We start from the raw sequence: 12826 nt of genomic DNA on the forward strand, positions 1-12826 counted from the left end.
CGCTACTCCGGGTCGGCTGCGTCCACGGCGTCGGTGATCGGCGTGATCCAGGACTGGTGGGTGGTGGTGTTCTTGGTGATCGCGAGCAGCTCGTCCATGTGCGGCTCGAGGCCGGTGACCTTGTCGAGCGGGACGCCCACGATCAACTGGAACCCGAGGCCCTTCCACGCCTCCACGGCGCGGCCGGCGAACTCGGAGTCGGCCTTGACGAAACCCTCGTCGAGGAACACCGGCGCGAACCGCGGTCGCGACCGCATCTCGTCGCCGAGCCGGAAGCGCAGGGCGGAGCCGACGATGAAGGCGACCAGCTCCTGGCTCTCGCCGCCGGACTTCTCCCCCAGCGTCCGGTACGTCGCGCGCAGCTCCCCGGTGAGGTGGTCGTAGCGCTCGGCGCTGATCTCCACATGCCGTCGTACGTCGAGCAGCCGGTCGCGGTCACCGGAGCCGGCCGCGTCGGTGGTGTGGTCGGCCTTGCGGAGCTGCCTCATGAACCGGCTGAGCTCGGCGAACCGCTTCTCGAGGTCCTCCTCCTTCAGCTCGGTGGTGGCGCCGGAGGACAGGGCGCGCAGGTCCTTCATGAACACCTGGACGTGGGCGGGCGCGAGCCGGCGCAGCCGGATCCGCAGCCGGTCGGCGGACGCGCCGAACTCCAGGCGCCGCAGGATCGCGTTGATCGGCTCCAGCCGGTCCTCGATCTCCTCCACCGAGGACGACATCGCGCCCAGCAGGGGGACGAGGTCCTGACCGCTCCACTCCGTCAGCCGGCGGCGCCACTCCGAGCGCCGGTCGGCGAGGCCCTTGCCACGGATCTCGTCGAGGATGCGGGCGTAGTCGGGATAGGAGTCGGCGGTGGCACCGAGGTTGGGTGAGTCCCAGGTGAACTTGTAGCTGCGGAAGATGTTGGCGAGGTCGTCGTCACAGCGCCGGATCTCGGCGTCCGCGTCGGCCAGCGCGGTGCGCAGGCGCTCGCCGAGGCGCTGGGAGTTCTCCATGAACCGGTCGAGGTCGTCGGGGTCCGCCGGGGCGGCGGCAGCGGCGAAGTCCGCGCTCAGCGCCGCCTCCTGCTCCTCATCGAGGACGACGGCACCGGCCTGCTCGACCGCGATCAGGCGGTCCTTGATCATGTCCTCGGACTCGGCGAGCTCGCCGTGCTCGACGTTGAGCTCGCGCTGCCGCTGGTCGAGACCGAAGCGCTCCTGACGTGCTTCGTTCAGCTGCGCGCCCAGGGTGTCGATCTGCGCCTGCAGCACCTGGAGGCGGTCATCGGAGGCGAGGATGGCGGCGCGGCGCTGCTCCAGGTCGGCGATCCGCCGGTCACTGCCCGCGACGTCGACGTCGTCGAAGCGGACCATGACGATGGCGTCGTACGCCTTGCGCTGGAGGTCGAGGAGGCCGGAGCGCCGGCCCAGCTCGGCCAGCCGGGCGTCGATCTCACCGAGCTGACGCTCAACGCCGGCCAACTGGGCGTCGATCTCGGCGATCGCGTCCTCGCTGGAGAAGCCGATGATGTTGCGCTGGTCGTTGCGACCGTGGGCGCCGCGGCGCCCGTTGCGGGTCTGGCCGGCGAGGGTCACCCGGAAGCCGGGGCCGTCGAGCTCGGCCGCGCTGGCGACGCACAGCGCGTTACGGGCGGGCTCCTCGACGTGCTGCTGCACCCAGCCCGCGAACGGCGAGTCCTTGAACAGCAGCTTGCCGGCGATCCGCTCCGGATCGGACGGGCCGGCGCCGGGGAGGTCGAGCTCGACCCCCTGGAAGGTCAGTCGCGCCGGCAGCCGCAGCTCGTCGATGGCGGCCGAGAAGTCGGAGAGCCGGTCGAGCGGGACCAGCATCATCCGGGCGCTGCCACCGAGGACGGTCTCGATCGCGGTGCGCCAGCGGACCTCCTCGGGCGCGACGTCGATCAGCTCCGCGACGAACGGCAGCTCCTCGACGGACAGCCCGCTGGCCCGGGCCACGGCGGTGCGCAGGTCGTGGAGGTACGCCGGCACCCGGCCCGCGCGGCTCTCCAGCGACGCCCGCTCCTGCTTGAGCACCGACTGCTCCTGGGTGAGCGGGAACTGCTGCTCGCGCAGCACCGTCTCACGCTCGGCCTGCAGCCGCTTCTGCTCCTTCTCGCCCGCGGCGACCCGTTCACGGGCCTGCTCCTGGAGGACGGTGAACGCGCCGGCGTCCTCCAGCGCGGACTCCAGGTCGGGCGGGTCCGAGCCGATCGGGTCGGTGAGGCCGACGAGCGGGTAGACCCGCTCCTCGAGCTCGGCGAGCCGGTTGCCGCGCTCCTCGCGCAGGTTGCGCTCGGCGTCGGCCAGCGCCGCCAGGTTCTGGAGGTCGCCGCCCCCGGCGTCCCGGTGCGCCTCCTTGGCGGCGTCCAGGTCGCCGGTGAGCTGGATCTCCGCGGCCTGGGCGGCCGCGAGTGCCTGGACGGTCGCGGACCGGGCGTCACGATTGGCGGCGACGGCGGTCTCGATCAGGCGCAGGTGGGTGCGCAGCAGCCAGTAGCGGAGCGGAGTCTGGTCGCCGGTGAGCGTGATGCCGTAGGAGTCGAGCTCGGCGAGGCGCTGGGCCGCCGTCGTACGACGCTCGTGCATCTCGGTGATCGGCTCGAGCAGCTCGAGCTTCTGTTGCTCGGTCCGCATCGCCGCGTGCGCGGCGTCGAGGTCGTCGAAGTGCTCGATCGCCCGGTCGGCGGCGGCGTAGGTCGCGGGGCGCTCGAGGACCATGTCCTTGTAGAGCTCGTCGACGCTGCGGACCTGGTTGCCGGCCTGGATCCGGGCCAGCAGGCGCAGCGCCTTGGAGCCGTCGCCGTTGGCACCGATGCCGAGCCGGGCGTGGAGCACGGCCGACAGGTCGGCGTAGGTGCGGTGGACCCGGATGCCGGGGAACAGCTTCTTGATCGTGTTGGCGTGGAACTTCTCGGGGACGGCGGCCTCGAGCTTGTCGAGCGGCAGGGTCCCCTCGTGGGTCCACATCTGCATCAGGACGTCGCCGGAGCGGGCCGCGCGCCGGGGCACGTAGTAGGTGCGCAGCGCGGTGAACCGACCACCCTGGTCGCTGACGAAGGTCATCGCGACCGCGCCCCAGGTGTCGGCGCCCTTGCCGCGCAGCAGCTTCTCGACCGGACGTCCGGTCCTCGGGTCGTCGACGACGTCGACGGCGCCGCGGAGGTAGGAGAGCAGGTTGCGCTGGCCGGCGCTGCGCGCCCGGCCCGCGACGGCGTCGTTGGAGGCACCGTTGAACTTGGTGTCGGAGGGCATCATCAGCGCGGTGTAGGCGTCGAGGATGGTGCTCTTGCCGACGCCGGACGCGCCGGAGATCATCGTCGCGTCGCCCGCCAGCGGCACCGTGGTGAGACCGCCGAAGCCGCCCCAGTTGACCAGCTGCAGGAGGGAGGCGCGCCACTGCACGGTGTCGTCGACGGGCGCGGCCACGCTCTGCTCGGCGAACAGCCCGTCGGCGCCTTCCACCTGCTCGATCTCGTCGATGGACATCAGGCGTCCTCCCCCTCGAACAGGTCGTCCTGGCGGGCGGCCGCCTCGGCCGGCGCGTCGGTGCCGTTGGCCTGCTGCAGCGCCTCCAACAGCTCCTGGAGCAGCTCGAGCGGCAGCAGCGGCTCGACGGCCTCGCTGATCTCGAACCGCTCCTCGGCCGCGGTGGCGATCAGCAGGCCCGCCTTGGTCACCGCGGTCACGGCGTTGCGGGCCCGCTTCTCGTCGCCGGACTCGTCGGTGGCGTGGGCCGGCCGGTAGCTGGCGACGTAGTCGACGATGTCCTCGCGATCGACGTACACGCGGGCGTCGCCGCCGGCCTGTCCGGCACGGAGCCGGTCGCGCAGGTGGACCAGGACCAGCGTCTCCTCGCGCGACCACGCCGTGTCGTGCAACAGGGTCGGGAACCGGGCACCGCCCTCGGCGACGGCCTGCCGCTTCCACGCGACCTCGCGGTCGCGGTCGATCTGCAGGTCGAGGAAGAGGTCGTTGAGCCGCGAGCGGATCACCCGCTCGTGCTCCACCAGCGCCTGCCAGTCGCGCGGGTGGGTGCGCGCGCTGATGAACCGCTGCTTGAGCAGCGCGACCAGCGCCTGGCGCTGCGCGTACTCGAGGCCGCCCTCGTCGCCTTCGAAGAGCGACACGGAGCGGTCGTCGATGACCTCGAAGTCATCGACCTCGAAGGGATCGGCGGCCTCGGCGGGGTCGGTGAGGTCGACGGTCATGCTCGGGACTCCTGACGGTCGAGGTCGGGGTCGGGCAGGGGGGTGCGCGGCACGGCGAAGGTCCGGTGCGACCCGTCGGGGCGCACGGCGGCGAACGACTCGACGGCGTCCTCCGTGGTCAGGTCGCGGTTGGCGGCGAGGTGCAGCAGGCCGAAGATCTCCACCGGCCGCCGCAGGGACGGCTCGAGGGTCTCGAAGAGCTCACCCAGCGACGCGGCGGGCAGCAGGTCGTGCAGCGCGGCCTCGAGCCGCTGGCGCAGCGACCCGAGCTGGGGGCCGCCCTGGGCCATCAGCTCGGCGAGCGAGAGGGCGGGCGCGTCGGCCGGGTCGGCGTCGGTGATCCGGTCGGGCAGCACGTCGTCGGCGGGATCGTAGAAGCGCTCGCGCAGGTGGTCGACGCCGACCCGGGAGGGCAGCAGCGCGACGTCGTGGGTCGCTCGTGGTCCGGTCTCGGCCATCCAGGTCATCAGCTCGGACTCCACCTGGCGGAGCGTCTGCTCGAGCTCGCGGTCGCGGGCGGCGTCGTGGGAGACGATGTACTCCTTGAGTGTCGCCGTCACCCGGCTGCGCTGGGCCAGCACCCGGTCGAGGCCGTCGCGCACCAGCCGGACGGTGCCGCGCAGCTCGGCCCGGTCGGCGTCGCCGAGGATCCCGTCGGACAGCGGGTGCTCCAGCAGGGCGGTCAGGTCCTCGCGGAGCTGGGTCACCAGCGCGTCGTCGCGCAGCAGCGCGAACGCCCCCTCGAACGCCCGCCCCTCGTGGGTGACGGTCATCAAGGAGTCGGCGCGGGCGAGGTACTCGTCGATGACCTCGCCGGCCGGGCGGTCCTCGGCCCGGAAGGCCGCCAGGATCTCGCCGCGGATCGTGGCGAAGCGCTCCTCGACCCGCGCGAAGTCGCTGGGCAGCGCGCTGATCAGGGACAGCAGCTCGGTGAACCCCTCGACCATGTAGTCCTCGGTCGCGCTCACCATCTCGGCGCCGTCGACGAGCCGGTCGCGCTCGGCCTTGAGCCGCGCGATCTCCTCGTTGAGCAGACTCACCCGCGCGCTGCGGTCGGGGTTGGCCTCGGAGTTGAACCGGCGCACGGTGCCGAGGATCGTCGCGATCCGGTGCTCGCTGAGCGTGGCGCGGTCGCGGGCGAGGTTCTTGACCAGCTCCAGCGCCTGCTGCGCGTGGGACGTCAGTGAGTAGACCTCGTTGCCCTGCTCGTCGAGCGAGCGCACCAGCCACTGACCCCGCATCCAGCGCTGGCAGATGTCGCGACCGCTCCCGGACGGCACCTCGGACTCTCCTGCCAAGGCGATCTCGGCGAGGTGCTCCTCCACCTGGGTGTGCAGCCGCGCGGTCGGGATCGGCTTGTTGTTGCGCCCGAACGCCGCGCGGAAGATCGTGATGACGACCGGCGCCTGGCGCTGGTGGAGCAGCGTGAGGGTCGGCTGCGCGAAGGCGCCCTTGACCCGCGCCAGCTCACCGGCGATCTCGCTCACGTCGTCCCCACCTTCCTCCTGGCTCTCGGGGGAGGGAACAGCATTCCAGAGGGGTACGACGGATCCTGGGCCACCCCCGCAGCCGGAGGGCCGGAGGTCCCCTGCGAGGTCTCAGGACATCGGTGACGCTCCCGCCTGGTCGACCGCGGCGCTAGCCTCGGCCAGGTGCCGGAAACGCAGTCTCGTAGCGAGTCCATCCGACTCGTGCTCTTCGACTGTGATGGTGTCCTGGTCGACAGCGAGCCGCTGGTCATGCGTGTCGAGCTCGCCCTGATCGCTGAGCTGGGCTGGCCGATCACGGTCGACGAGGCCGTGGCCGAGCATCTCGGTCGCAGCTGGCCCGCGATCCAGGCGAACATCGAGCGGCACATCGGCCGACCTGTGCCCTGGGACTTCGTGGCGCGTGCGGAGGCGGAGCGCACGAGACTCTTCGAACAGGAGCTCGAGCCGGTCGCGGGCGTCGCGGAGGCAGCGACGGCCATCGAGCGCGACGGGTTCATGACGTGCGTGGCATCGTCCGGCAGCCATCGACGCATGGCGCTCACCCTGGGCCTGACCGGGCTTCGCGACAGGTTCGTCGGCCGGATCTTCAGCGCCGAGGACGTCAGCCGGGGCAAACCCGCCCCGGACCTGTTCCTCCATGCCGCGGCGGTCATGGACGCGACGCCGGCCTCGTGCGTGGTGGTGGAGGACAGCCCCTCCGGTGTCGAGGCGGCCCGCGCGGCAGGGATGGGCGTCATCGGCTACGCGGCGCGCACACCGGCTCATCTGCTCGCCGAGGCCGACATCGTCATCGCCGACATGGCCGACCTTCGGTGGGCGGTCACCCGGTTCTTCACGGCGTCTGGGCGCGACCTCACCGAGGAAGGCCAGCCGTAGATCGGCTATTCCGGCTCGCGCACCGGGCGACTGCCGCGGGGAGAGATGGTTGCGTTCGAACACATGTTCGAGTAGCATGGGGTGATGGTGGACCTCTCGGAACTCGACGCGGCGGCACTGCTCGCCGCCGAGGAGTCCGGGGTGCGCCAGCGACGCCAGGGCGATGTCGACGAGCTGCTGCGGCTCCTGGCCTGGTGCGACCTGCACTCCACGGACCCGCAGTCCCAACCCGGGGCGGTGCCCGCGCGCCTGGGCGGCGACCGACTCTGCCAGCTCGGCGGCGAGGGCACACCCCAGGTCGCCGAGCTCTGCTTCGCCGAGTTCGCGATCGCCGGCCAGGCCGGCACGATCGCCACCACCCACCGCGCAGCGGCCGCGCTCGACCTGCGCCACCGCCTCCCGCTCCTGTGGCAGCGGGTGCAGAACCTCGACATCGAGGTGTGGGTCGCACGCAAGATCGCCGACCTGTCACGGCCCCTCACCAAGGACGCCGTCGCCCTCGTCGACACGTCCCTCGCCGCCGCCCACGACCTCCCCACCGGCAAACTGATCGAGCTCGCCGAGGCCCGGACCATCGAGGCCGACCCCGAGACCCACCACAAGCGGATCGCCGCCGAGGAGGCCCGGACCGGCGTGTTCACCTGCCGACGCCGACCGGCCAGACGGTCGCCGCCATCGACCGACAAGCCGACGTCCAGCCGATCACACTCCGCCTCCCCACCGCCGGCGCCCTCGAGTTCACCACCACCGTCGAGGAGATCGCCGCCGCGCTCGCCGACCAGCACATTCCGGAGCACGACGACGACGTGCCCACCATGGACCAGTTCCGCGCCCGCGCCGCCGAACTCCTCGCCGATCCCCACGCCGCCGTCCGCTTCCTCGAAGGCATCCGCAGCCCCGGCCCGGCCCCGGACGACACCGCAACCACAGACCCGGCCACAGACTCACCCCCGCCGCCCCGGCAGTCGCCCCGGCCGCCCCCGTCGCCCCGGCAGTCGCCCCGGTCGTCGCGCGCCGAGCGCAAAGCCGTCGTCCACGTCCATCTCAGCGCCGCCGTCCTCGCCGGCCTCACCCAAGGCCTCGCCCGCGTCGAGGACCTCGGCCCGATGCTCCTCGACCAGCTCGCCGCCCTCCTACGCCACCGCCGCATCGACCTGAAACCGGTCATCGACCTCAACCACACCACCGCGGTCGACGCCTACGAACACCCCGCCGCCTGCAAGGAACGCACCCAGCTCCGCACCAACGGCGACGTCTTCCCCCACTCCCCCTCCCGCACCCACCGCCTCGACCACGACCACCTCACCCCCTACGACAGCCACGGCCCACCCGGCCAGACCGGCGACCACAACGACGCACCCCTCACCCGCCGACATCACCGCACCAAGACCCACCTCCCCTATCGCACCCGGCAACTCGGCCTCGGCGCCTACCGCTGGGAGACCCCCGCACGGCCTCGTCCGCGTCGTCACCGGCTACGGCACCACCGTCGTCGAAGCACTACGCGACCCCGACGGCGCCCTGATCGGCGAGATCTACCCGGCACGGTACGAGCTGATCCTGGATGCGGCCGCGCTCGGGCGTGGGTGACGCTCGGGGTCTCGGACGGTCGGCCACCGGATCTGAAGGAAGTGGTGCGCGCTGAGACGAGCTCGGCAAGGATCCCGCCATGAACCTCGACCGCATTGCTCAACTCGTCGCCGACGGCCTGATGCCGCTCATCCGCACCGATTTCTCAGCGGACGATGCCTGGCAGCGCGTGGTCGAAGCAGTGTCTCAGGAGTCCGACGGCGTCGCTGACGGGGACGAATACGCTGCACATCAGGCGGCGATCTCAGATCTGGGCTTCGATTCCGTCACTCCGGAGACCCTCGCGAGCGCTTGGCCCAGAGAGCACCCCGGCTATGTCATCCTCGCGGACCACCGCTCGATGCGAGAGGCGACGTCGGGCGAAGATCCGACGGTGGTGTTCGTGGACCTGAGCGCTGACGATGAGGATGAGGAGGAGTTCGGATGGGTCTTCGGTCAAGCGTTCCGGTGCGTTGCTACCGCGGTCGCCTCGATCGACGACAACCTGTCGATCGCGAACATGGACTTCGCTGAGTTCGCGGATGCCGTGGACGATGACGGAGTCTTCCGAGGCTTCTAGTCCCGCGACCCGGCTCGGTCCCGGGCCTTCCCAGGCCGCGCGTCGCTCCCCGGCGCGAGGTCCTGGATGCGGAGGGCGAGCGTGCGCGCCGTCAGCGGCGAACCACGCTCACGGCCTTCTTCACAGCGCCCGCACCGGCGCCTACGCCACGAGCGATCAGACGATGGGGCTTGCGGTTCGCCAGGTCGAGGATGGAGTCGGCGATCCCCCAGGTGAGCTTGCCCTCGGACAGCTCCACCAAGGTCTCCAGCGGAAGACCGACGGTCATGTCCTCCAACTCCTGACGCTCCTTCTCGGTGGCCGTCGGAGGCAGCTGGCGCACGATCATCGCTTTGAACGCGCGCCCGGGCAGTGTCGAGGCCAGCTCGAGCACGGTGGATTGACGGGTGAAGGGCCGGACGATCTTCGACTGGCTCGGGTCCTGGGTCATGGGGTCTCCTGTCAGGGCGTCGGACCGCGGAGCGGCACCGCGCGACGTACCGCGCATCTTGCCCGACGATCCGCTTCCCCGACCCGGAAACAGTGCCGGGACGACCAGGTCGCCCAGGACCGCCACCTAGGCTCGGGGCCGAGGCGACTACCGAGGAGGACACGTGCCGACGGACGCGAAGAAGACCCAGGCCTTCGAACGGGACATGAACTACATCCCGGACCGGATCACCAAGGTCGAGGGCCGCAGCCAGGACCCGTACGGCGGTAGCGAGCTCGACGTGCCGACCTGGCCCGTGGAGCCGGGGCGGTACCGGCTGGTGGCCGCGCGGGCGTGTCCGTGGGCGAACCGGGCGATCATCGTGCGCTCACTGCTGGGGCTCGAGGAGGTCGTCTCGATGGGACTGACCGGGCCGACCCACGACGAGCGGAGCTGGACCTTCGACCTCGACCCGGGCGGGGTGGACCCGGTCCTGGGGTACGAGCGGATCCAGCGGGCCTACTTCGCACGCTTCCCCGACTACCCGCGGGGCATCACGGTGCCGGCGATGGTGGACGTGCCGACGCGGTCGGTGGTCACCAACGACTTCCCGTGGATCACCCACGACCTCTTCTTCGAGTGGCGCGACCACCACCGCCCGGACGCGCCGGACCTGTGGCCGGACGAGTGCCGGGAGGAGATGGAGGAGGTGATGCAGCGGGTCTTCACCGAGCTCAACAACGGCGTGTACCGGTGCGGGTTCGCCGGGTCGCAGGAGGCGTACGAGGCGGCGTACGAGCGACTCTGGACGGCGATGGACTGGCTCGAGGAGCGGCTCGCGGACCGGCGCTACCTCATGGGCGACCGGATCACCGAGGCCGACGTGCGGCTGTTCACGACCCTGGCGCGCTTCGACGCGGTCTACCACGGGCACTTCAAGTGCAACCGCAACAAACTCACCGAGATGCCGGTGCTGTGGGCCTATGCGCGCGACCTGTTCCAGACGCCCGGCTTCGGCGACACGATCGACTTCGAGCAGATCAAGCGGCACTACTACGTCGTCCACACCGGCATCAACCCGACGCGGATCGTGCCCGTCGGCCCCGACGAGTCCGGCTGGCACACGCCGCACGGGCGCGACCGGGCCTGACCGGCGTTCAACTCCACACGGCGTACTGACCCAGCCCCTCACGGAGGACGTCGTCCTTCGTGGCCAGTGTCGCGAACGACACCAGCGCCTGGGCGGCGATCAGCCGGTCGAACGGATCTCTCGTCCAGGACAGGGCCTCCGCGGCGCGGGTCACGGCACCGAACGGCGTGACGTCCTCCTCGAGCCCGATAGCGCGCTCGAGCTCGTCGACGATGCGCGCCGCCGGCACCGTGATCCTGCCGATCTCATGGAGGTAGGTGAGTTCGAGGCGGACAATCGGCGAGATCCGGAGCGGATCGGCAGCGAGGCGCTCGCGCACGGGGTCGGGGAAGCGCGCGTGCTCGCCTGCGTACAGCCAGACGACGACGTGCGTGTCGAGATGGAGGGCGGTCACGGCGCGAGTGCTCGCGCGTCGTCCCATTCGCCGGACCAACCGATCGTGACGAGCTCCTCGGGATCACCCGTGATCAGGCCTGGGTCGGTGCGGATGCGGGAGAGCCGGTCAGCGGGGACATCCGGGACGAGACGCAGGCGCCGGCCCTTGCGGTCGATCTCCAACGGCTCTCCGCTTTCGAGAACGCGGTCGATCAGACGGTAGATGTCCTGCCGCAGCTGGGACGGCGTCACCGGGCCTGCCATGCCGCCATTCTAGATCGTACGTACGTCCTAGAAAAGACGTACGTACGGCTTGGCGCGCGACCTACAGCCAGGCGGGGTCGACCTCGTTGAACAGCTGGTCCCCGCCGGCGAGCAGGTCGAGCATCGGACCGGTCTTCGGCAGCTCGTGGGTGAGGAAGTAGCGGCCCGCGGCTCGCTTGCCGTCGTAGAACGCACCCTCCTTGCCGTGGGCGGCGAGGAGCTGGTCGAGCCAGGTCCAGGCGACGACGACGTGACCGGCGGCCTCCAGCCCGGTGGTCGCGTTGGCCAGGGCGACCCGCGGGTCGCCGGACTCCCAGGCGGCCGCCACGGCGGTGGCGAGCCGGTCGGCCGCCGCGGCGACCCGGTCGGCGTACCCGCCCAGCTCGGTATCTGCGGTGGCACGGGCGTGCTCGACGCTCTCGTGGACGGTCTCGAGGAGGACCTGGAGGCCGGTCCCGCGGTTCATGACGAGCTTGCGGCCCAGCAGGTCGAGCGCCTGGATGCCGTGGGTGCCCTCGTGGATCGGGTTGAGGCGGTTGTCGCGGTAGAGCTGCTCGACGCCGTACTCCCGGGTGTAGCCGTAGCCGCCGTGCACCTGGATCGCCAGGTCGTTGGCGGCCAGGCACCACTGGGAGGGCCAGCTCTTCACGATCGGCGTCAGTACGTCGAGCAGGGCGCCGGCCCGCGCGCGGGCGTCCGCGGAGGGGTGGGTGTGCTGGTCGTCGAGGAGCAGGGCGGCGCGCAGGACGAGCGCGAGCCCGCCCTCGACGTACGACTTCGAGGCCAGCAGCATCCGGCGCACGTCGGCGTGCTCGGCGATCGGGACCGGCGCGGCGGCCGGGTCCTTGGCGGCGAGCGGGCGGCCCTGGACCCGCTCGCGGGCGTAGGCGAGGGCGCGGAGGTAGCCGGTGTAGCCGAGCGCGACGGCGCCCGCCCCGACGCCGATGCGGGCCTCGTTCATCATGTGGAACATCACGGCCAGGCCCCGGCCCTCCTCGCCGACCAGCTCGCCGACGGCGCCCGGGGAGCCGCCCGGCAGGTATCGGCCCTCGCCGAAGTTGAGGACCGTGTTGACGGTGCCGCGGAAGCCCATCTTGTGGTTGAGGCCGGCCAGGGTCACGTCGTTGCGCTCGCCGCGGGCCCCGTCGGCGGTCACGACGTACTTCGGCGTCGCGAACAGCGACAGGCCCTTCACGCCCGGCGGCGCGCCCTCGACCCGGGCGAGGACGAGGTGGACGATGTTCTCCCCCAGCTCGTGGTCGCCGCCGGAGATCCACATCTTGTTGCCGAACAGCCGGAAGCCGCCGTCGTCCTGGCGTACGGCGCGGGTCGCGACGTCGGCCAGCGAGGAGCCGGCCTGCGGCTCGGAGAGACACATGGTGCCGAACCAGCGACCGTCGAGCATCGGGGGCACGAACCGCGTGACCTGCTCGGGCGAGGCGTGCGCGAGGAGCAGGTTGGCGTTGGCCATGGTCAGCATCGGATAGCCCGACGTCGACACGTTCGCCGCCTGGAACCAGGCGAAGCAGGCCTGCTGGACGACGTGGGGCAGCTGCCCGCCGCCGACCGACTCGTCCATCGCGGCCGACACCAGGCCCGCCTCGGCGAAGGCGCGCACCGCGGCGCCCACCTCGGGGATCATCGTGACCGTCTCGCCGTCGAACCGCGGCTCCTGGACGTCGCTGAGCGCGTTGTGCGGCGCGAAGTGCTCCCCCGCCAGCTCCGCCGACAGGTCGAGCACCGCGTCGAAGGTGTCCCTGTTGTGCTCGGCGTACCGGTCCCGCGCGCAGAGCCCCGAGACGTCGAGCCACTCGTGGAGCAGGAAGTCGAGGTCGCGGCGCGCGAGCAGCAGGTCCGGATTCACCCGGCCAGTCTCTACCCGATCCTGGTGAGGCCGGCGCCCACC

Annotated in this window: 11 protein-coding genes; 4 read left to right on the forward strand and 7 right to left on the reverse strand. The window is 71.4% G+C overall.

The genetic code is table 11. The features are described from left to right. Nucleotides 1-2: 2 nt before the first annotated feature. The 3 genes from RB608_RS16755 to RB608_RS16765 are packed head-to-tail and all read right to left on the reverse strand — an operon-like array spanning nucleotide 3 to nucleotide 5694. On the reverse strand, nucleotides 3-3485 hold the full coding sequence (locus RB608_RS16755; RefSeq protein WP_308089182.1) for an SbcC/MukB-like Walker B domain-containing protein: 3483 nt from the start codon (nucleotides 3483-3485) through the stop codon (nucleotides 3-5). Then, nucleotides 3485-4207 (reverse strand): DUF4194 domain-containing protein, encoded by a 723-nt coding sequence (locus RB608_RS16760; RefSeq protein WP_308089183.1) that lies wholly within the window; start codon nucleotides 4205-4207, stop codon nucleotides 3485-3487. Before RB608_RS16760 ends, RB608_RS16755 begins: the two co-directional genes overlap by 1 nt. Further along, the gene (locus tag RB608_RS16765; RefSeq protein ID WP_308089184.1) at nucleotides 4204-5694 is read right to left on the reverse strand and encodes a DUF3375 domain-containing protein; all 1491 of its coding nucleotides are present in this window, start codon (nucleotides 5692-5694) and stop codon (nucleotides 4204-4206) included. The genes RB608_RS16760 and RB608_RS16765 overlap by 4 nt, the downstream gene beginning before the upstream one ends. A gap of 204 nt (nucleotides 5695-5898) precedes the next feature. Between RB608_RS16765 and RB608_RS16770 the strand changes: the two genes are divergently transcribed. The 3 genes from RB608_RS16770 (at nucleotide 5899) to RB608_RS16780 (ending at nucleotide 8722) form a co-directional block, all read left to right on the forward strand. After that, a complete protein-coding gene (locus RB608_RS16770; protein WP_308089185.1) occupies nucleotides 5899-6573 on the forward strand; it encodes an HAD family phosphatase in 675 nt (224 codons plus the stop codon). A gap of 84 nt (nucleotides 6574-6657) precedes the next feature. Continuing rightward, nucleotides 6658-7731, forward strand: coding sequence for a hypothetical protein (locus tag RB608_RS16775; RefSeq protein WP_308089186.1), 1074 nt, complete (start codon nucleotides 6658-6660; stop codon nucleotides 7729-7731). Nucleotides 7732-8242: 511 nt separating this feature from the next. Then, on the forward strand, nucleotides 8243-8722 hold the full coding sequence (locus tag RB608_RS16780) for a DUF6924 domain-containing protein (protein WP_308089187.1): 480 nt from the start codon (nucleotides 8243-8245) through the stop codon (nucleotides 8720-8722). Nucleotides 8723-8813: 91 nt separating this feature from the next. On the opposite strand, the gene RB608_RS16785 is transcribed toward RB608_RS16780, so the two are convergent. After that, nucleotides 8814-9152, reverse strand: a complete 339-nt coding sequence (locus RB608_RS16785) for a hypothetical protein (protein WP_308089188.1) — start codon at nucleotides 9150-9152, stop codon at nucleotides 8814-8816. Nucleotides 9153-9357: 205 nt separating this feature from the next. Between RB608_RS16785 and RB608_RS16790 the strand changes: the two genes are divergently transcribed. Continuing rightward, nucleotides 9358-10281 (forward strand): glutathione S-transferase C-terminal domain-containing protein, encoded by a 924-nt coding sequence (locus tag RB608_RS16790; RefSeq protein WP_308089357.1) that lies wholly within the window; start codon nucleotides 9358-9360, stop codon nucleotides 10279-10281. 7 nt (nucleotides 10282-10288) lie between these two features. On the opposite strand, the gene RB608_RS16795 is transcribed toward RB608_RS16790, so the two are convergent. From RB608_RS16795 to RB608_RS16805, 3 genes are all read right to left on the reverse strand, one after another. Further along, nucleotides 10289-10675, reverse strand: coding sequence for a PIN domain-containing protein (locus RB608_RS16795; protein WP_308089189.1), 387 nt, complete (start codon nucleotides 10673-10675; stop codon nucleotides 10289-10291). Further along, a complete protein-coding gene (locus RB608_RS16800; RefSeq protein WP_308089190.1) occupies nucleotides 10672-10920 on the reverse strand; it encodes a hypothetical protein in 249 nt (82 codons plus the stop codon). Before RB608_RS16800 ends, RB608_RS16795 begins: the two co-directional genes overlap by 4 nt. 61 nt (nucleotides 10921-10981) lie before the next feature. Then, nucleotides 10982-12784 (reverse strand): acyl-CoA dehydrogenase, encoded by a 1803-nt coding sequence (locus tag RB608_RS16805; protein ID WP_308089191.1) that lies wholly within the window; start codon nucleotides 12782-12784, stop codon nucleotides 10982-10984. Between the last annotated feature and the right edge of the window lie 42 nt (nucleotides 12785-12826).

Source organism: Nocardioides sp. LHD-245 (genome assembly GCF_030929495.1).
Lineage (GTDB): Bacteria > Actinomycetota > Actinomycetes > Propionibacteriales > Nocardioidaceae > Nocardioides.